This is a genomic window from Undibacterium sp. YM2 (genome assembly GCF_009937975.1).
Taxonomy (GTDB): Bacteria; Pseudomonadota; Gammaproteobacteria; order Burkholderiales; family Burkholderiaceae_D; genus Undibacterium.
This window is the reverse complement of sequence record NZ_AP018441.1, coordinates 5,843,206-5,863,722: the sequence shown is the minus strand read 5'-3', so window position 1 is coordinate 5,863,722 and position 20,517 is coordinate 5,843,206. Positions and strand designations below refer to the sequence as shown.

Genomic DNA, 20,517 nt, shown 5'->3' with positions numbered 1-20,517 from the left:
GGCCGATTAAGCTACTGCGCAGCGCACTCTTGAGCCTGCGATGCTCGTCGTACTAAAGTACGACTGCGCTTCTTAACTCAATATTGCGCTGCTCGCTACGCTTACTCGACCTTATAGAATACCAGTGGTCACAATTTTGCAAATCGAAGGAAAACCATGCCAGTCGCTTTAATCATCGGTGCATCACGCGGTATAGGCCACGAACTGGCCATGCAATACAAAGTTGCAGGCTGGCGCGTCATCGCCACTGCACGCAAGGAAGAAGATCTGGCAGCTTTGCAATCAGCAGCTTGTGAAGCGTTGCCGCTAGACGTCACCAACCTGAATGACTGTGCTGGTCTGGGCTGGCGTCTTGATGATGAAAAGATTGATGTGGCTATCCTCAATGCTGGCGTGTTCGGCCCCAGAACCGAAGGCCTGACAGCACCGGACCAGCAACAGTTTGATACCGTCATGCATACCAACTTGTTGTCGGCGATGAGGATATTACCCATTGTGCTGCCGCTGGTAGAAAACGCCAGCGGCAAGCTGGCTGTGATTTCATCCAGCATGGCATCGATAGGTGAGCGCAGCAATCCGGCGGGCTGGTTATACCGCGCCAGCAAGACGGCATTGAATTCAGTATTGAAAGACGTTTCGCTGAGTACCAGCAAAGCCATCTGTGTTGCGATGGACCCGGGCTGGGTAAAAACCGACATGGGTGGTGATGCAGCAGAAATCACCGTCGATGTCAGCGTGGCTGGCATACGCCAGACCCTGGCTGCCTTGAAGCCAGCTGACAATGGCAAATATTTGCAATATACAGGCGCAGAACACGGCTGGTAAATCTTCACAAGTACAGCAATCACAAATAGAAAACAGAACCATCATGCTACTCACACCAGAACACGAAATGATACGCGACGCCATACGCGCCTTTGCCCAGGACCGTCTGGTGCCAAACGCCGCCCGTTGGGACAAGGAGCATCATTTCCCCGCGGAAGAATTAAAGGAACTGGCGCAAATGGGTGCCTACGGTGTAGCCGTGCCAGAAGAGTTTGGTGGCGCTGGCATGGATTATCTGTCGCTGGCCCTGGTGCTGGAAGAAATCGCTGCCGGTGATGGCGGTACTTCCACCGTGGTATCTGTCAATAATTGCCCGGTTTGCAGCATCGCCATGATGTATGCCAATGATGCGCAAAAAAAACAATGGCTGACACCGCTGGCACAGGGAGAGATGCTCGGTGCTTTTTGCCTGACTGAACCGCATGCAGGCAGCGATGCCTCTGAACTGCGCACGACCGCAAAACGCGATGGCGATCATTACGTTATCAACGGCGTCAAACAATTCATCACCAGCGGCAAATATGCTGATGTGGCCATCGTCATGGCAGTTACTGATAAAGAAGCAGGCAAGAAGGGCATCAGCGCCTTCTGGGTGCCCACCAGCACGCCTGGCTATATCGTCGCCAGCCTGGAACAAAAAATGGGTCAGCATTCATCCGACACGGCACAAATCCTGTTCGAAAATTGCCGTATCCCGGCAGAAAACCTGATCGGTGAAGAAGGCATGGGCTACAAGATCGCCCTGTCTGGACTTGAAGGTGGCCGCATAGGTATAGCCTCGCAATCAGTAGGCATGGCGCGCGCTGCATTTGAAGCAGCACTGGCCTATGCCAAGGACAGGACCAGTTTTGGCAAGCCGATTTTCGAGCACCAGTCAGTGCAATTCAAACTGGCCGACATGGCGACCCAGATAGAAGCTGCCCGCCAATTGATCTGGCATGCCGCCAGCATGAAAGATGCAGGCAAGCCTTGCTTGAAAGAAGCGGCAATGGCAAAACTGTTTGCCTCAGAGATGGCAGAAAAAGTCTGCTCGGATGCAATACAAATCCACGGCGGCTACGGCTACGTCAGCGACTTCCCGGTAGAACGCATTTACCGCGATGTGCGGGTTTGCCAGATTTATGAAGGCACTTCCGATATACAAAAGATTTTGATCGGACGTGCGTTAGCAGGTTAAAAATTAAATGGCATAGAGAAAATCTCTTTATCTTTCTCCTGATTTTCTCTGTGTCTCAGTGCCTCTGTGTTGAGGGGTCTTTGTATTTAAAACGGAGACAACATGAAAAAAGGTTACAAGCAACTGGTCGATGAAGCCAATGCCGAAATCAAAACCTATAGCGTGGCAGAAGCGCAAGCCAAGTTATCGGATGCCAATGTGCAGTTCATTGATGTCCGCGATATCCGCGAGCTGGAGCGTGAAGGCATCGTCCCTGGTGCCTATCATGCGCCGCGCGGCATGATAGAGTTTTGGGTTGATCCTGATTCACCGTATTTCAAACCTGTCTTCGGCGAGAAAAAAGAATTCATTTTGTTTTGTGCCGCTGGCTGGCGCAGTGCACTGACTACCAAGACTGTGCAAGACATGGGCCTGGAAAATGTCGCGCATATCGACGGTGGTTTTACTGCCTGGAAAGCCGCCGGTGCACCAGTCACCATCAAGGAAAGCAAGAAGTAATAATGAGCAGCAAAGCATGCCCCTGTGGCTCGAATAAAAATCTTGAACAGTGCTGTGGCCAGTACATCAGTGGCGCAGCGGTAGCACCAACGGCAGAAGCGCTGATGCGTTCACGTTACACCGCCTATACGCTGAACGATGAGGCCTATCTGCGCGCAACCTGGGATGAACGTACCTGTCCCAAAGAACGTATTACGCATGATGACCCAACCAAATGGCTGGGGCTGGAAGTAAAGAAATTCAAAGCTGATGGTGATGCGGCGACGGTGGAATTTGTTGCCCGTTACAAGATAGGTGGCAAGGCGCACAGGCTGCATGAACTCAGCCGTTTTGTGCGGTATGAAGGCAAGTGGTTTTACGTGGATGGCAGTTTTCCAGAAAAGTGAAAAAGATAATGACAACTTTAGATTCCAAACTCAATCCCCGCTCTGAAGAATTCAAAGCCAATGCAGCGGCCATGCAAGCCGTGGTGGATGACCTTAAAGAAAAGATCGCCAAAATTGCACTTGGCGGTGGCGATGAAGCGCGCAAGAAACATCTGGCCCGTGGCAAACTCTTGCCGCGTGACCGTGTACAAATGGTGCTCGATGCAGGCACGCCTTTCCTGGAGTTTTCGCAACTCGCTGCCTACGACATGTACAAAGAAAAGAGCGGTGCCGATGCCGCTCCATCTGCCGGTGTCATCACTGGCATAGGTCGCGTGGCCGGGCAGGAATGCATCATTGTCTGTAATGACGCGACAGTCAAAGGTGGCACTTATTATCCCCTGACCGTCAAGAAGCATTTGCGTGCGCAAGAGATTGCCGAGCAAAACAATCTGCCTTGCATTTACCTCGTCGATAGCGGCGGCGCGAACTTGCCTAACCAGGATGATGTCTTTCCTGACCGTGATCACTTTGGCCGCATCTTTTACAACCAGGCCAATATGTCAGCCAAGGGCATACCGCAAATCGCCGTTGTCATGGGTTCCTGTACTGCCGGTGGTGCCTATGTGCCAGCGATGAGTGATGAGTCGATTATCGTCAAGAATCAGGGCACGATTTTCCTCGGTGGCCCACCGCTGGTGAAAGCCGCCACTGGTGAAGTCGTCAGTGCCGAAGACCTCGGTGGTGGCGACGTGCATACCCGCCTGTCTGGTGTGGTTGATCATCTGGCACAAAATGATACGCATGCGCTGTCACTCGCGCGTACCATCGTCTCGCACCTGAATCGCCAGAAGCCACAAACCGTGGTCATGAAAGAAGTCGAAGAACCAAAGTTCCCGGCTTCTGAATTGTATGGCGTGATACCTGTCGATACACGCAAGCCTTTTGATGTGCGTGAAGTGATTGCCCGCATCGTCGATGGCAGCCATTTTGACGAATTCAAGGCGCGCTATGGCACTACCCTGGTCTGCGGCTTTGCGCATATTCACGGCATGCCAGTCGGCATTATTGCCAACAACGGCATCCTGTTTTCTGAATCCGCCTTGAAGGGCGCGCACTTCATAGAACTGTGCTGCCAGCGCAAGATACCTCTTGTATTCCTGCAAAACATCACCGGCTTCATGGTAGGCCGCAAATATGAAAACGAAGGCATCGCCCGCAATGGTGCCAAGATGGTGACCGCAGTGGCAACGGCGAATGTACCCAAGTTCACCGTCATCATCGGTGGCAGTTTTGGTGCCGGCAACTACGGCATGTGTGGCCGCGCCTATTCACCGCGCTTCATGTGGATGTGGCCAAATGCCCGTATCAGCGTCATGGGTGGTGAACAGGCTGCCAGTGTATTGGCGACCGTAAAACGTGATGGCATAGAAGGCAAGGGCGGTAGCTGGTCAGCCGAAGAAGAAGCGGCTTTCAAGCAACCTATCAAGGACCAGTACGAACACCAGGGCCATCCTTACTATGCATCTGCACGCCTGTGGGATGACGGTGTGATTGATCCGGCAGATACGCGCATGGTGTTGGGCCTGGGCTTGTCGGCAGCCTTGAATGCACCGATACCGGACGTAAAGTTTGGTGTGTTCCGCATGTAAGTCAGGGCAATATTAATGAAAAAAACATATATTCCCTCGTTGTTGGTGGGTGGTCTTGCTTTGGCTCTTAGCGCCTGTGTCACCACACCTTATGTCGCACCGGAAAGTGGAGCTGTAGCTGAACTTGCAGTCAGGATTACAACGGCAAAAGGCACGGGCATCAAATTGTATATTTATGATGATGCGGAGACTTGTTCTGGTGCAAAAACAATTATCGATGACGCTGGAAAAACGAATATTACGGCGACCAAGCTGGCAGCGGGCAAGTTGACAACATTTGGATATGATGAATTGATGGGCATCAGCTCATGTAAAGTCAATTTCAGTTTTTTTCCGATTGCTGATCATATCTACGTTCTGGATACGCTAACCGGCCGCAGAGCTTGCACTACTCGCATAGTCGATGCGACAGACGTGAACAATGTACTTCCCGTGCCACTGATTAACCGGACTATGAATGGTGCCAGGTGCGCGCCTTTGAAGAAATAAACAGCTAACAAGTATTGAAAGAGCGGCAAATCTAAAAACTTAATATGTCGGACAGGATTTGCCATAAGCTGGATTGAACATAGCCCACTCTTCAAGATATAGTGACTGTTTTTAAAGAATTTAAAGGATGATTTACATGATAATGCAAAAAAATGCTGCATTTTTGCGCACTTGCTCTCTTTTGTTTGCATTTATATCAGTATCTGCATGCGTCACCACGACATCCACTTACGTTGCGCCAAGCGGGCCGACAACGGCCAAATTACAGATTAAAACGGACGCTTTGCAGAGTCATGCTTACTCGATTAGTATTTTTGATGATGCCGTCAATTGCACTAATCCAAAACTTGTTGCTGTAGGGCAGGGGTCAAATAGTAATTTGACGACTTCGTTAAAAACAGGGGCTTTGGTTACCACTCGTTTTGTTGGCGCGGGAAATAACAAGACCTGTCAAATTCTGGAGACATTTGTACCCATATCAGGACATACTTATCAGTTATACGGAAAACTTGATGAACAAGGTTGCTCTGTTGTTGTATATGACATCAGCAATCCAAATAATCCCCAAGTCGAACAAAGTTTGTTGAGGCGACAAGTTAAAAACCAAACCTGTGAACCCTTGAGTGCCGCAAAGAGGATTGTTGCTGTAGTAAAAGACAACAAGCCAAGCATGGACGACTTCGTAGATTTGTTGCCTGGTAAGTAAGCATATGTTCAATTTTCCTTCAGCTATAAGGTTATCAGGTGGCATTTTTTTGCTGAGCCTTTTTGTTAACCAAGCTTGGTCGATTACACCAGATAAATTCTATGCTAAAACCGCAGCTAGTATTTGGCGTGTAACTAGTCAGGATGCGCTGGGGTAGAATTCGCCCAAGGGAGTGCGGTTGTTATCGAACCAGAAACCCTGATTACGAATTGTCATGTCATCGCAAAAGCAAAAAAAATAAGTATCAAGCAGGAAAACCTTACATTAGACGCAAAATTACAATATATCGACGTCGAACGTGACTTGTGCCAGATTACAGCACGAAATATGAAATCGCCTGCGGTTGCCCTTGGTGACAGTAATAAACTCACAGTGGGTCAGCATATTTATACGATAGGTAATCCTGTTGGTATGGATAGGACTTTGAGTGATGGGCTGATATCGGCTTTACGCAAGGACGACAATCAAAATCTTTGGTATATACAAATTTCAGCACCAATTTCACCGGGCTCAAGTGGTGGTGGCTTGTTTGATGAGGACGGCAAGTTAATAGGCATCACTTCTGCGGGTATATTAAAAGGGCAAAACCTGAATCTGGCTATACCTGCAAATTTATTAAGTGAATTGCCAGCCCGCAGTGCTGCTGCACTGGATAAATTTAAGAATAAAACTACACAAGATTCAATGGCTGGCGGCGCTAATTTCAAGCCGGAAGCCAAAGTACAATCTGCCGCAAGAACTCCTATACCACCGGCTTCAGGATTTGCTGACATATCAGATGCTGCGAAACTCGATCAATTTGGAGCCAGAAAAGGATATGAAGAGTTTCTCGGAAAAGCTTTGCCACGCGCATTTGCGATTGCCGACGGAGGCGGATGGTTTCATACCTATGGCCGGACGCCTAAAGATACGGCTGACCCACATGTAAGAGTAGTCACAGAATGCGAAACATTTCATAAGAGACATTGCACTTTGTATGCCGTGGATGACATCGTTGTATATCAAGAGAAAAAAATTACCGATTCCAATAATCCTGTCTATTTGAAGAGAACGCCCGTTCCTGCACCAAGCTCATATGCCGATATCAGTGACGTAAAAAAGTTAGATGCGTTTGGTGCAAGAAAAGGTTATGAAGAATTCTTGAACAAAGCATTTCCGCGCGCTTTTGCCATTGGTCCACAGGGGCATTGGTTCTGGGCATCCGGTTTTGATGCTAAAAATCCTGATTCGGCAGAACCACATGTGCGTGTGCTGATTCAATGCGAAAGAAAATCCAAGCAAGCTTGTGCGCTTTATGCTGTAGATGGCAACGTCGTGTTCCAGAATCCAAAGGGGATAAATACTTATACTTTTACTGTGCCCGCTCCAGCACCAACGTCTTATGCAGATATTAGCGACATCAGTAAATTAGATAAATTTGGCGCACGTAAGTTCTACGAAGAGTTTCTACAGCAAAACTTCCCAAGGGCTTTCGCCGTGACCGACGCGGGGGGCGGATATTTCACATCTGGTATGAATCCAAAAGATCCTTTAGCTTCAAATGAACCCCATGTGCGAATATTGCAAGCATGTGAAAGTTATTACAAACGGAGCTGCTATTTATATGCTGTAAATGGTGTAGTGGTCTATACCGGCAAAGAAAATAAGGATCCCGGCAGAAAATAGTTGGATATGTAGCAGGACATGCTGGCGATAATTTGACAGTTGGCTGTGCCAATGTTTGACGTATCACTTTGTCAGATTCTTGTGATTGAGGTGTATAAGCCTGGAACTACTTATCTTGAGATTGTTGAATAAGTAATGAATCTAACTGAAGTAATTCAGATGAAAAAATATGAGTAATCTAGTCCTGAAAAATGAGTCTTTTGTTTCAACAGTCACATTGAACCGCCCCGATGTTCGCAATGCATTTAATGAAACCACCATAGCCGAAATTACTGAGGTTTTTCGCAATTTGGATAAGGATGACAGCATTCGTGCTATTGTGCTGGCCGCGAATGGTCCTGCTTTTTGTGCTGGGGCAGACCTGAACTGGATGAAAAAGATGGCCGATTACACCCATGAGGAAAACCTCGCGGATGCCGGTCAACTGGCGGAAATGCTGCGCACTATCTATAGCTGCAGCAAGCCGGTAGTTGCCAAGGTGCAAGGTGATTGCTATGCCGGCGGCATGGGCCTGGTAGCTGCCTGTGATATTGCGGTTAGTGTGGATACAGCCAATTTTTGCCTCAGCGAAGTCAAGCTGGGCCTGATACCGGCGACGATCTCGCCGTATGTCATCAAGGCCATGGGTGAAAGTGCGGCGCGCCGTTATTTCATCACTGCCGAGCGTTTCACAGCGGCAGAGGCGCATCGCACAGGATTTGTGCATGAAGTGGTAACGGCAGATGCACTGGATGGCAAGGTGGCCGAGATCGTCAAGGCGCTGAGCAGCAATAGCCCGAATGCAGTAAAGCAGGCCAAGCGTCTGGTACAGGACGTTGCCAGCCGTGAAGTGACGCCAGCACTGATAGCAGCAACAGTAGAAGGCATAGCGCAGATACGCGCGTCTGAAGAGGGGCGTGAAGGCGTGCGTTCTTTCCTGGAAAAGCGCAAGCCAGACTGGCTGAGTTGAATCCAGTTTGAATATGAAGCGGATAGCAAGCAGAGTAGAGAGGAGTTGGCAGAGATGACAAAGCGCAGATTGGTATTGACAGGCCTGGGCGTCTCTTTGCTGACCGCAGCAGGCGCGGTGACTTACCGCAAATCGACAGTAGTCATTACATCAATACCAGAGATGCAGGCAAAACTTGCGAGTCTGAGATTGAACAAGTTGGCCAGCTCATCCGGCTGGCAGCCCTATAAAGTCTTTGTGCACCTGGCGCAGAGCATAGAGTATTCGATGACGGGTTACCCGGAAATGAAACCGGCAGCCTTTCAGAAAACGGCAGGCAGTGCAGCCTTTTATGCTTTTTCAGTCGCCGGTGCGATGACGCATAACCTGACTGAACCCATACCAGGTGCGCCAGCAATTGCCGAGAGTGGCGATGTCAATGCCGGCATCGATATGCTGATCGCGGCATTACAGAAATTTGAAAACCATGCGGGCGACATCAAACCGCATTTTGCTTATGGCAGTTTGAGCAAGGCAGAATTTGCCCAGGCCCATGTCATGCATATAGAGAATCATTTGAAGCTCATTCAGACTACACAGTCCGTGGCTTGAATCTGGAACTGGAATGAACTTTGACCGCTAATTTGTCTGGAATGAATTTGAATCAAGAAAATGACTGGGTAGCGCGCAGCCTGCAGCATGTATGGCATCCGTGTACCCAGATGCAGCATCATGAAACCGTGCCGCTGATACCCGTCAGCCATGGCCGCGGTGCATGGCTGTTTGATATGGAAGGCAAGCGTTATCTTGACGCGATCAGTTCCTGGTGGGTCAATCTGTTTGGCCATGCTAATCCACGCATCAATGCAGAATTGAAAGACCAGCTCGACAAGCTTGAGCATGCAATGCTGGCCGGGTTTACCCATGCGCCTGTGGTCGAATTATCAGAGAAACTGGCGGCCCTGACTAATCATGCCCTTGGCCATTGCTTCTATGCGTCTGACGGCGCATCAGCGGTCGAGATCGCCCTGAAGATGAGCTTCCATGCCTGGCGCAATGGTGGCCAGACTGAAAAACAAGAGTTTATTTGCATACAGGGCAGCTACCATGGTGAAACCGTGGGGGCATTGGCAGTAACCGATGTCAGTCTGTTCCGTGAAGCTTATGGCCCCATGCTGCAGCGTGCCCATGTCGTTGCTTCACCGGACGCACGTCTGGCAGAGGTTGGCGAAACTGCCGCCGATGTGGCCTTGCGCGCCGCCGCTGCACTGGAAGCAAAATTGCAGGAACGCGCGGGCAAAATTGCTGCCGTCATCATAGAACCACTGGTGCAATGTGCAACTGGCATGGCCATGCATGATCCAGTCTATCTCAAGCGCTTGCGCGAATTATGCGACCAGTATCAGGTCCATCTGATTGCTGATGAAATTGCCGTAGGCTGTGGCCGTACCGGTACTTTCTTTGCCTGTGAATCTGCAAGCATATGGCCAGATTTTTTATGCCTGTCGAAAGGTATCAGCGGTGGTTATTTACCATTGTCGCTGGTGATGACGACTGATACTGTCTACCAGGCATTTTATGATGCCGATGTAAGACGTGGGTTCTTGCATTCGCATTCATATACAGGCAACCCGCTGGCATGCCGCGCAGCGCTGGCGACACTGGCGATATTTGAAGATGACAAGGTCTTGCAAAAAAACCGCGTCAAGGCAGAATTTTTGAGTACTGCTTTTGTAGATTTGAAAAATGATGCGCGCGTGCGTCACTTCCGCCAGCAAGGCATGATTCTCGCCTTTGATGCGGTGGTCGATGATGCAGAACGCGCAGCAACATTTTCACGCCGTTTCTTTGCGGTGGCGCTGAAGCAGGAATTATTAATGCGGCCCATAGGCCGCACAGTCTATATGATGCCGCCCTACATCCTTGAGGAGGATGAAATGAGCTTGCTGGCACATAAAACCAGACTGGTATTTGAAGAGGTAATGGCATGACAGATGGCAGCAAGAATAATCCAGGCATACGCATAGCGACTCAACGCAAATCCTTGATACAGGGTTTGCAGCAAGAGCTGGCCGTGCTGGATCAAAAACATTTATTGCGTCAAAGGCGCACGGTAGAAACACCATCAGCACCAAACATGAAAGTCGATGGCCGTGACTTGCTGGCGTTTTGCAGCAATGATTACCTCGGTCTGGCAGCACATCCAAAACTGGCGGAGGCCATGCAGGAGGGTGCTGCGCTGTACGGCGTAGGCAGTGGTGCATCACACCTCATCAGTGGTCATAGCCGTGCCCATGCGGTGCTGGAAGAACGCCTGGCCGAGTTTGTCTCACCGCATATCGATAACGCCCGTGCCCTGTATTTTTGCACAGGCTATATGGCCAATCTGGCGGTCATCACCGCGCTGGCCATCAATAAAGACACGACAGTATTTTCTGAAGCCCTGAACCATGCTTCCCTGATTGATGGTGCACGCCTTTCGCGTGCCACCGTGCAGGTATTCCCGCACCGCGATTACACGGCGCTGGAACGCATGCTGCAACAATGCAAGACCAAGCACAGGGTCGTTGTCACTGACAGCGTCTTCAGCATGGATGGTAACATCGCAGAACTTGGTGCTTTGCTTGCAATTTGCGAGCGTTATGATGCCTGGCTCATCGTCGATGATGCGCATGGCTTTGGTGTGCTTGGCCAGCATGGCCGTGGCGTGCTGGAGCACCTGAATATCAAGTCACCGAATCTGGTTTACATGGGTACGCTGGGCAAGGCCGCTGGTGTCGGTGGTGCTTTTGTTGCGGCTGATGCAACCGTGATTGAGTGGCTGGTACAACGCGCCCGCGCATATATCTATACGACCGCTGCCGCACCGGCACTGGCGCATGCCTTGCTGACCAGCATAGACATTATTGCAGGTGAAGAAGGCCAGCAAAGACGTGCACATCTGGAAAAACTGATAGGCCTGTTCAGTGATGGCCTGCATCTGCAAGTCTGGCAAGGCATGCCATCGGACACTGCGATACAACCCGTCCTCATCGGTGACAATGCCGCCATGCTGAGGGTTGCTGGCAATCTCATGGACCAGGGTTTGTGGGTAGGGGCGATACGCCCACCTACCGTGCCCGTTGGTACCGCACGCCTGCGCGTGACCTTGTCTGCTGCGCACACAGAAATCCAGGTGCTGCAACTGGTGCAGGCGATTAACCGCCTCGACCAGATGAGTTATGTGGCCCAGTGTTTTGCCGAGGTGGCCTGATGCAAAAACTGCAGCATGACTTTTTCGTGACCGGCACTGATACAGAGATAGGCAAGACCCTGGTCAGCGCCGCTCTGCTGCATGCAATGCAGGCACAAGGTTTGCGAAGCGTGGGCATGAAACCGATAGCCGCCGGGGCAGAAATGCGTGATGGCGTCTTGCATAATGATGATGTCGATATGCTGGTCGCCGCTGCCAGTATCAAGGCAGAGCTGGCCCTGGTTTGCCCTTATCTGATGCAGACACCGGCAGCACCGCATATCGTGGCAAAGCTGGAAAATGTGACTATAGAACTGCCGCATATCGTCAACAGCTATCAGCAGTTGCGTGCACAGGCTGATGCCGTGGTAGTGGAAGGCGTAGGCGGTTTTTGCGTACCGCTGAATCCGCAAGTGACAACGGCAGACATGGCACAAGCCCTGGATTTGCCCGTGATACTGGTGGTTGGCATGCGCCTGGGTTGCATCAACCATGCATTGCTCACTGTTGAAGCCATCGCCGCCCGCGGCCTGAGACTGGCAGGCTGGGTTGCCAATACCGTTGATGCCAACATGCTGTACCCGCAAGAAAATATTGCCGCCCTGCGTGAGCGCATAGCAGCACCCATGCTGGGGCATATTCCCCGTTTGAATGTTCCTGATCACGAGAAGGCAAAAACTGCTGCCTCGTATCTGGATTTGAGTCAATTGAAGTAAAAGGAAACAAAGATGCAAGCTACTGATACGACTTTGCAAGCCATGCAATTCCAGCCACCGGTCAAGAAGATAGAAGCCGAGACCTGGCCCGTGGATGAAGTACTGGCCCTGTTTGATTTGCCCTTCAATGACTTGATGTTCAAGGCGCAAACTGCACACCGCGCCAACTTCCCCGATGGTGATGTGGAACTGGCGACACTCTTGTCCATCAAGACCGGTGGCTGCGAAGAAGATTGTGGCTATTGCCCGCAAGCGGCACGCTATGACACTGGCGTAGAAGCCAAAAAATTGCTGGATGTGCGCGAAGTGCTGGATGCCGCCAAAGCTGCCCGCGAAAACGGCGCAACCCGTTTTTGCATGGGCGCAGCCTGGCGTTCACCTAAAGACCGCGACATGGAAAAAGTAGAAACCATGGTGCGCGAAGTCAAGGCCATGGGTCTGGAAACCTGCGCTACTCTGGGCATGCTCAAGGAAGAACAGGCGCAGCGCTTGAAAGATGCGGGTCTTGATTATTACAATCACAATCTCGATACCGCACCTGAGTTTTACAGCAATGTGATTTCCACTCGCGATTACCAGGACAGGCTCGATACTCTTGGTCATGTACGCAGCGCTGGTCTCAAAGTCTGTTGCGGCGGCATCGTCGGCATGGGTGAGTCCCGCCGCCAGCGCGCGGGCCTGATCGCTCAACTGGCGAACCTGAATCCCTATCCAGAATCCGTACCTGTCAATCATCTGGTGCAAGTAGAAGGCACGCCTTTGCATGGTCTGGATCCGCTTGATCCGCTGGAATTTGTACGCACGATAGCCGTTGCCCGTATCACCATGCCCAAGGCGCGTGTGCGTCTTTCTGCTGGCCGTCGCCAGATGGGTGAAGCGGTGCAAGCCATGTGCTTTTTGGCTGGTGCGAATTCGATTTTCTACGGCGACAAATTGCTGACTACAGCTAATCCTGAAGCGCAGGATGATCGTGTACTGCTCGACAAACTGGGCTTGAAGACGCGTGGCAAGGTTGAGGCTAAAGCGGGTAGTTGCTCCTGATTTAAACCGCAAACCTTCAGCACAGAGTGCACAGAGGAAAATGGAGACACAGAGAAGTGCATTTTTTACTTGGCATTTCTCTGATGATTGAATAAAGAAAAATTATCGCAACTGATACATCCACCCAAAAGGTTAGAGACATGTTTACCAAAATCCTTATCGCCAACCGTGGCGAAATTGCTTGCCGTGTTGCTGCTACCGCACGCCGCATGGGCATCAAGACTGTCGCTGTGTATTCCGAAGCCGATGCCAATGCCAAGCATGTCGCGGTTTGTGATGAGGCAGTCTTGATAGGCCCGGCCGCCGCCAAAGAGAGTTATCTGCGTGCCGACAAGATCATAGAAGTCGCATTGGCAACTGGCGCGCAGGCGATACATCCTGGCTATGGCTTCCTGTCAGAAAACAGTGAATTTGCTGAAGCCTGTGCCAAGAATGGCATTGCCTTCATAGGCCCGCCAGCCTCGGCGATAGAAGCCATGGGCAGCAAGTCTGCGGCAAAATCCCTGATGGAAAAAGCCAATGTGCCGCTGGTACCTGGCTACCATGGTGATAACCAGGATGCTGATTTTTTGCATACCGAGGCTGACCGCATCGGTTACCCGGTTTTGCTGAAAGCCAGTGCAGGTGGTGGTGGCAAGGGCATGCGTGTTATCGAAAAATCGGCAGACTTCAAGGATGCACTGGCATCCTGCAAGCGCGAAGCCATCAACTCTTTTGGCGATGACAAAGTGCTGGCAGAAAAATACCTGCAAAGACCACGTCATATAGAAATACAGGTGTTTGCTGATACCCACGGCAATTGCGTCTACCTGTTTGAACGCGATTGCTCGGTACAGCGCCGCCATCAAAAAGTTTTGGAAGAAGCACCGGCGCCCGGCATGACCGCAGAACGCCGCGCCGCCATGGGCGATGCTGCCGTGGCTGCGGCAAAAGCAGTTGGCTATGTTGGTGCCGGCACGGTGGAATTCATCGCCAACCAGGATGGTTCTTTCTATTTCATGGAAATGAATACCCGTCTGCAGGTTGAACATCCGGTGACAGAAATGATCACCGGTACTGATCTGGTGGAATGGCAATTGCGTGTTGCTGCCGGTGAAAAACTGCCGCTGCAACAGAGTGAATTACAGATCCATGGTCATGCGATTGAAGCACGCGTGTATGCAGAAAATCCTGAAAAAGGTTTCCTGCCATCGATAGGTACTTTGCGTCATGCACGCACCCCTGTTGCTGTGAATTTCGAACTCGGTGGCGCGGCTGATCCGGCAGCTTTCCGTATCGATAGTGGTGTGCGTGAAGGCGATACGATTTCACCTTTCTATGACCCCATGATCGCCAAGATGATAGTCTGGGGCAAGGACAGGAAAGAAGCGCTGGCCCGCATGGCGCAGGCGCTGACGCAATACCAGATCGTCGGCCTGAGCAGCAATATCGCTTTCCTGTCACGCCTGGTCACCAGTACGGCTTTTTCTGGTCCTGATCTGGATACTGGCCTGATAGAACGTAATCAGGCAGAGCTGTTCCCTGCACCGGTAGCCGCCAACCTGACGATGCTGGCGCTGGCGGTTGTGTCACTGCTGAATTCAGAAAAATCTACAAAGGGTAGTAACAGCGACCCATGGCAATCCAGCCACGGCTGGCGCATGAATAGCCTCATGCAACGAAGCCTGCAATTCACGGAAGAAGAGCAGACGCATGATGTGCAGGTGACTTATCTGGCTGATGGCTGGCAAGTGCAGGCCGGTGCGGCAACAGCACAAGTCAGGCTGGCACTCGCGCATGAAAATGATATCGTCATCAAAATTGCAGACCAGACCGTGGCTGCCACCGTGGTGCGCGATGGTGAGCATTTCCATGTCTTCAGCCAGGGTAAGCACACTGACCTGCATTACATAGATGCGCTGGCGCATGCCGGTGAAGCCGAGGCTGAAGCTGGCCGCCTGACAGCGCCCATGCCAGGCAAGATCGTTGCCGTGCTCGTCAACAAGGCACAGGAAGTGAAGAAGGGCGATGCCCTGCTGATCATGGAAGCGATGAAGATGGAGCACACGATCTCTGCACCGCATGATGGTGTCATTGATGAAGTCTTGTATGCGATTGGTGATCAGGTGACTGAAGGGGCGCAGTTGCTGGCTTTCCAGCAGTGATCACTCACAACTGCTAAGTTTTAGACTGTAAAGCCAGCACCGATGTGCTGGCTTTTTTATAGATTAGCAAAAAAACAGATGCACCAGTAAATCACCCTGCTGTGTTACTTGTACAAACACGCAAGCAAGTCCATGATGAATACCTGAACAGAAAATTGTTCCAGCATTTTTTCATTACCTTGCCCAGACTTTGGAATCACCATGACCGCACTCTCCATCAACATCAACAAAATCGCCTTGCTGCGTAATTCACGTGGCCGTAATTATCCTGATGTGCAAGCCTTTGCTGCGCGCTGCCTGGACCTCGGTGCACATGGCATTACCCTGCATCCGCGTCAGGATCAAAGGCATGCGCGGTATAGCGATGTGGAAACTCTGGGTGTGCTGTGTCAGGCGCGTGGCGTGGAATTGAATGTAGAGGGTTATCCGGCACCAGAATTCCTCGACGTCGTGAAGCGCAACAAGCCTGCGCAATGCACGCTGGTGCCGGATGCTCCGGATCAGCTGACTTCTGACCATGGCTGGGACTTGCGCAAGGATGCTGAATTCTTGCGCCCCGTGCTGGCTGAACTCAGGGCGCTGGGCATACGCAGCAGCCTGTTTATTGATTACGACAACCAAGACATGCATCTGGCCAAAGAACTCGGTGCCGACCGTGTCGAGTTATATACAGAGCCCTATGCAGAGCACTTTGGCACAGCAAAAGGTGAACAGATATTGCAAGGCTTTGCCGCTGCCGCCAAACGTGCCCAGGATGCAGGTCTGGGCGTCAATGCCGGGCATGATCTGAACCTGGACAACCTGGCCAGGTTCCTGACCATACCCGGCATACTCGAAGTATCCATAGGCCATGCAGTCATCGTCGAATGCCTGGAGCAGGGCATGGTTGAGGTGCTGACAAAGTATGCAAAAATTTGCCAGCGCGGCTGAAATTTGTACCTTTTGCAAGAAAAAAGAAAAGCAAAAAAATGTTAACTTTTTCCTTGAAGCCTGCAAATTCTTGAACTACATTGGGGTAACGGTGCTTCACACGAAGCACTGTGGCTGATGTTCTTCACTATGTACAAGAGATAATCCATAGTGAGAATGTGAGCGTTGTTTAAAGGCAAACCACCCGAAAGCGTGGGACGCAAAACTACAGGGCCCTCGCTAAACACGGCAGGGCAGCCAGGTACCGTATTCCGCATTGGCGGTTTTTCGTTAAGAGGCATGTGCTCATGAACAGCATCTCTACGGCGCTCCCCTGCGCTTCTAAAAAAATTCTGATTAGTGTATTCGGTTTGTCTGAGTATGAATTGCGTTTGGTGCGCAGCGTGCTTAGCCTGACCATGGCGAGCGGACGCAGGCATTCCTATGCCTTGTTCGATGCCAGCCAGGCTGGTGACCCGGATATTGTCATACTCGATCCGGATAATAGCCAGGCCAGGGCAGCTTTACAGGAGCTTATAGAAACACGCAGTATCCCCGAACCTGCAACGGTATTCATTTCCAATGCAGGCAAGGCACAGCCTGGCAAATATCATTTATTGCATCCTCTGGTTCCTACCAAGATGTTGGCCTTGCTGGACCAGGTAGCAGATGAACTGGAAAAGGTGTTGCCTGCAACATCTCCTGTCAGTGCAGCAGTTGCCCAGAAAGCAGAAATGGACAAAGCAGCTAATGTGCAGCCCCTGCTGCAAAAAAGCCCCTCAGCCTCGGTCTTGCAGGGTGGTCACCGTGCCCTGATCGTGGATGACAGCCCCACTGCCAGAATCAAGATAGACCTTGAATTGCGCTCCATGAAAATCGCCTCTGACTGCGCTGAGACAGGCGAGCAAGCCCTGCAGATGCTGGAAAAGAAAAACTACGACATCATCTTCCTCGACATTGTCATGCCCGGTGCGGATGGCTATGAAATCTGCAAGATCATACGCCGCCATCCGCAAACCAAGCGTACACCTGTGGTCATGCTGACCAGCAAGTCCTCCCCCTTTGACCGTATACGTGGCTCCATCTCGGGTTGCAATAGTTATCTGACCAAGCCGGTTGAGCATCTGAAATTTCGTGCAGTTGTAGAAAAGACCCTGAGCACTGTGGATGAGAGCACAGGTCTGGACAAGAGCCACGGACTGGCCATGGGAACCTGAAGCCAGTCTGCATCAGCATCCTTACCTATGCCCTGGGGAGCAGGGCGCTTGATTGATCTATACATGGAGTACATCATGAGCATGAAAAAAGCCCTCGTTGTTGACGATTCCGCTACTGAACTGGCCAATATCAAAGCCATCCTGACGGATGCTGGCTATATGGTGGTCACGGCTTCCAGTGGCAAGGATTCCCTGGAAAAAGCCAAGGCAGAAAAACCATCCATCATTTTCCTCGACATCGTCATGCCTGAGATGGATGGTTATGAAGCCTGTCGCAGCCTGACCCAGGACCCTGCCACCAAGGGCATACCCATCGTCTTTGTCAGCAGCAAATCGCAAAAGGCCGACAAGATCTGGGGTCAGTTGCAAGGTGCCAAAGGCTATGTCGCCAAGCCTTATACCGCTGATCAGATCATAGAGCAGCTCAAGATCGCTGCCTGACACCTGATTTCCGATCGCTGCCAACTCACGCAGGGAGCTGCCATGAGTCTGATTACATCCGGCAATACAGCGCAATCCAAAGAATGGCTGCCGCCCAGCGTTGCGCTGGAACGCTTTACTCCTCCGGGTGATTTGCTGTGGAGCGATGTAGCACCGCTCATGGAAAGAAAGCGCTATGGTTATCGTGTTGCTTCGCTGAACCTGCTGATCAGGGCCGAAACAGGCAGTGAAGTCATACGACCCCAGGCAGTCGCTCCCCTGCCTGGGGCCCCGGCATTCCTGCTGGGGCTGATCAACCTGCGCGGCAATCTGGTACCCATTTTTGATCTGGGACTGGTACTCAGTGGCCGCAGGTCAGAAGTCACGCCGACAAAATTGTTCCTGATACTGGACAAGGCAGAAAACGCCGTTGGCATGCTGATAGACAGTTATCCGCAACCGCTGACCGAATTGCGCACCATTACCCAGATGCCGCAATTGCCAGCCACGCTGGAGGCTTATGTGCCAGCCGCTTTCGTCAAGGATGACAAGGTCTGGCTGGACTTCAATCATGAAAGTTTTTTCGAAAAACTCAGCCGTAGTACGGATACCTGACGCAATACCTGGCTGATTCCCTTCTGTTGATCTGACAAAGCAGTCTTTGTTGATGTTTTTCTTGTGGAGAGCAAAATGAAATTACGTACTCCGAATATTGGTATCCGGCTCAGTCTGGGATTTACAGCGGTGCTCTTGCTGCTGGCGGTAACGGCCTGGCTGGCCCTGTCCAACCTGAAGAGCATCAATGATGGTACCCACCGCATTGTGGATGGTAGCTATCCTAAAGTTGTGCTGGCCTACAAGATGCTTGGTAACGTTAATGCCAATGCGCGTTCCATGCGTAATATGCTGCTCCTGAACGATCAATCGGCAGTGGAAAAAGAACAGCAACTGATTTTGTCACGCAGACAGAACCAGGAAGAAAACATCGCCGGTTTTGAAAAATTGATTGCCAGCGATGAAGAAAAAGGCATCTTCCAGACAGCGACTGAAGCACGTACTAAATATGGTACTTCGCAAAGGGAATTCATGCGCCTGGCGACTGAAGGTAAAAAGACTGAAGCCACAGCCTGGCTGCTTGGCAACCTGCAAGCCGATCAGGAGAAATGGTTTTCTTCCATGGATGCCTTGATCGACTACCAAACAAAATTGGTGAACAAGGATGGTGCCGCAGCCGACAGCACTTACCTGAGTGCGAAAAACATTCTGGCCCTGGTGGCAGCTTTTTCCATCTTGCTGGCAGCGGGTGTTGCTTACTGGATGACGCGCAGTATCACCAAACCGGTATCGCATCTGATCGGCGTTATGCAGAAACTGACACAGGGCGATGCCAGCGTCAGGGCACGCAGCACGCAACCGGACGAAATCGGCAAACTCTCACGCCAGTTTGACAGGATGGTGGATGAACGTGAAGCCAGCCGCAAATCCATCGAAGATGAAAATGAAAAACTCAATGAATCCGTGCTGGTCTTGTTGCAGGCGGTGGCGCAACTGGCGAGCAGAGATTTGACTGTCAAAGTACCGGTATCTGCCGATGTGACAGGTGCAGTATCTGATGCCTTGAACATGCTGACCAGCGAAACTGCCAAAGTGCTGCGTGATGTCAGTAATATTTCTGCCGACGTGACCGAGGCCACGTTGAAAGTGAAAGCCCAGTCCGACAACGTGATGGCCGCGGCAGCAGAAGAAAGGCTGGAAGTGGAGCATACTACCGTTTCATTATCGACCGCTTCTGAAGAAATGCGCAATATTGCTGATCTGGCCCAAACCTGCAACCGCGCTGCTGATAATGCGATACGCTCAACACGACTGGCGATGGATACGGTAACCAGCACGGTCGGTGGTATTAATAGTACCCGCGACATCATACGTGAAACAGAAAAACGGATTAAACGCCTGGGTGAACGTTCGCAAGAAATTTCCGGCGTGGTCGGTCTGATTAACGCAATTGCAGAACGTACCCACATCCTGGCTTTGAATGCGAGTATGCATGCGGCCTCTGCCGGTGAAGCTGGTCGTGGTTTTGCGGTGGTTGCGGATGAGGTGCAAAGGCTGGCAGAAAATGCGCGGCAAGCGACGCTGCAAATTTCTGGCCTGGTCAATAACATACAGCTGGAAACCTCAGATACGGTCAATACCATGAACTCGGCAATTGCCCAGGTGGTAGAAGGCAGCCGTCTGGCAGAACAAGCCGGTCTGCAAATGCAGGCGACGCAAAATGCGACCACTGAGCTGGTGGAATCAGTACAGCAGATTGCCATCAAATCCCATGGTCAGGCCAAGGCTAGCCAGGAATTGCTGGACAGAGCGATACAGATCAAGAAAACCAATCAGCAAACCAGTTTGCAACTTGATGAACAGTCGGCACAAACCACCAACCTGGTGGAATATGCAAGGATGTTATTGTCCACCGTGCGCGTTTTCAAACTGGCAGCCTGATACCACCACTCAAACCTGCGCATGCATTTGCGCAGGT

At 51.2% G+C, this 20,517-nt stretch carries 19 protein-coding genes, 1 pseudogene and 1 riboswitch; all 20 genes and pseudogenes read left to right on the top strand.

What is annotated here, in order from left to right; all coding sequences use genetic code 11:
* The first annotated feature begins 156 nt into the window (after positions 1 to 156).
* On the top strand, positions 157 to 825 hold the full coding sequence (locus UNDYM_RS26970; protein WP_162043906.1) for an SDR family oxidoreductase: 669 nt from the start codon (positions 157 to 159) through the stop codon (positions 823 to 825).
* A gap of 43 nt (positions 826 to 868) precedes the next feature.
* Complete coding sequence (locus UNDYM_RS26965; RefSeq protein WP_162043905.1) at positions 869 to 2,002, top strand: acyl-CoA dehydrogenase family protein; 1,134 nt, start codon at positions 869 to 871, stop codon at positions 2,000 to 2,002.
* A 102-nt stretch (positions 2,003 to 2,104) separates the two neighbouring features.
* The gene (locus tag UNDYM_RS26960; protein ID WP_162043904.1) at positions 2,105 to 2,500 is read left to right on the top strand and encodes a rhodanese-like domain-containing protein; all 396 of its coding nucleotides are present in this window, start codon (positions 2,105 to 2,107) and stop codon (positions 2,498 to 2,500) included.
* Positions 2,501 to 2,502: 2 nt separating this feature from the next.
* On the top strand, positions 2,503 to 2,886 hold the full coding sequence (locus UNDYM_RS26955) for a YchJ family protein (protein ID WP_162043903.1): 384 nt from the start codon (positions 2,503 to 2,505) through the stop codon (positions 2,884 to 2,886).
* 8 nt (positions 2,887 to 2,894) lie between these two features.
* The gene (locus UNDYM_RS26950) at positions 2,895 to 4,517 is read left to right on the top strand and encodes a carboxyl transferase domain-containing protein (protein WP_162043902.1); all 1,623 of its coding nucleotides are present in this window, start codon (positions 2,895 to 2,897) and stop codon (positions 4,515 to 4,517) included.
* Between the two features lie 15 nt (positions 4,518 to 4,532).
* Complete coding sequence (locus UNDYM_RS26945; protein WP_162043901.1) at positions 4,533 to 5,006, top strand: hypothetical protein; 474 nt, start codon at positions 4,533 to 4,535, stop codon at positions 5,004 to 5,006.
* Positions 5,007 to 5,142: 136 nt separating this feature from the next.
* The gene (locus UNDYM_RS26940) at positions 5,143 to 5,712 is read left to right on the top strand and encodes a hypothetical protein (protein WP_162043900.1); all 570 of its coding nucleotides are present in this window, start codon (positions 5,143 to 5,145) and stop codon (positions 5,710 to 5,712) included.
* 180 nt (positions 5,713 to 5,892) lie between these two features.
* Positions 5,893 to 7,377: pseudogene (locus UNDYM_RS26935) on the top strand (S1C family serine protease); the annotation flags it as partial.
* Positions 7,378 to 7,546: 169 nt separating this feature from the next.
* A complete protein-coding gene (locus tag UNDYM_RS26930; RefSeq protein WP_162043899.1) occupies positions 7,547 to 8,326 on the top strand; it encodes an enoyl-CoA hydratase/isomerase family protein in 780 nt (259 codons plus the stop codon).
* A gap of 54 nt (positions 8,327 to 8,380) precedes the next feature.
* Positions 8,381 to 8,917 (top strand): DUF1569 domain-containing protein, encoded by a 537-nt coding sequence (locus UNDYM_RS26925; protein WP_162043898.1) that lies wholly within the window; start codon positions 8,381 to 8,383, stop codon positions 8,915 to 8,917.
* Positions 8,918 to 8,958: 41 nt separating this feature from the next.
* Positions 8,959 to 10,296, top strand: coding sequence for an adenosylmethionine--8-amino-7-oxononanoate transaminase (gene bioA / locus UNDYM_RS26920; RefSeq protein ID WP_162043897.1), 1,338 nt, complete (start codon positions 8,959 to 8,961; stop codon positions 10,294 to 10,296).
* Positions 10,293 to 11,558, top strand: coding sequence for an 8-amino-7-oxononanoate synthase (bioF, locus tag UNDYM_RS26915; protein ID WP_162043896.1), 1,266 nt, complete (start codon positions 10,293 to 10,295; stop codon positions 11,556 to 11,558). The genes bioA and bioF overlap by 4 nt, the downstream gene beginning before the upstream one ends.
* Positions 11,558 to 12,253, top strand: a complete 696-nt coding sequence (gene bioD, locus UNDYM_RS26910; protein WP_162043895.1) for a dethiobiotin synthase — start codon at positions 11,558 to 11,560, stop codon at positions 12,251 to 12,253. The genes bioF and bioD overlap by 1 nt, the downstream gene beginning before the upstream one ends.
* A 12-nt stretch (positions 12,254 to 12,265) precedes the next feature.
* A complete protein-coding gene (gene bioB / locus UNDYM_RS26905) occupies positions 12,266 to 13,294 on the top strand; it encodes a biotin synthase BioB (protein ID WP_370529414.1) in 1,029 nt (342 codons plus the stop codon).
* Between the two features lie 140 nt (positions 13,295 to 13,434).
* Complete coding sequence (locus UNDYM_RS26900; protein ID WP_162043894.1) at positions 13,435 to 15,438, top strand: acetyl/propionyl/methylcrotonyl-CoA carboxylase subunit alpha; 2,004 nt, start codon at positions 13,435 to 13,437, stop codon at positions 15,436 to 15,438.
* Between the two features lie 201 nt (positions 15,439 to 15,639).
* Positions 15,640 to 16,368: a pyridoxine 5'-phosphate synthase gene (locus tag UNDYM_RS26895; RefSeq protein WP_162043893.1), complete on the top strand. Its 729-nt coding sequence runs from the start codon at positions 15,640 to 15,642 to the stop codon at positions 16,366 to 16,368.
* A 164-nt stretch (positions 16,369 to 16,532) separates the two neighbouring features.
* Positions 16,533 to 16,617: riboswitch (cyclic di-GMP riboswitch) on the top strand.
* A gap of 38 nt (positions 16,618 to 16,655) precedes the next feature.
* The gene (locus UNDYM_RS26890) at positions 16,656 to 17,564 is read left to right on the top strand and encodes a response regulator (protein WP_162043892.1); all 909 of its coding nucleotides are present in this window, start codon (positions 16,656 to 16,658) and stop codon (positions 17,562 to 17,564) included.
* A 75-nt stretch (positions 17,565 to 17,639) separates the two neighbouring features.
* Positions 17,640 to 18,005 carry a PleD family two-component system response regulator gene (locus UNDYM_RS26885; protein WP_162043891.1) on the top strand — a complete coding sequence of 122 codons (366 nt, stop codon included), beginning with the start codon at positions 17,640 to 17,642 and terminating at the stop codon, positions 18,003 to 18,005.
* Positions 18,006 to 18,047: 42 nt separating this feature from the next.
* On the top strand, positions 18,048 to 18,599 hold the full coding sequence (locus UNDYM_RS26880; protein ID WP_162043890.1) for a chemotaxis protein CheW: 552 nt from the start codon (positions 18,048 to 18,050) through the stop codon (positions 18,597 to 18,599).
* A gap of 75 nt (positions 18,600 to 18,674) precedes the next feature.
* Positions 18,675 to 20,480, top strand: a complete 1,806-nt coding sequence (locus UNDYM_RS26875; RefSeq protein WP_162043889.1) for a methyl-accepting chemotaxis protein — start codon at positions 18,675 to 18,677, stop codon at positions 20,478 to 20,480.
* Positions 20,481 to 20,517: the final 37 nt, after the last annotated feature.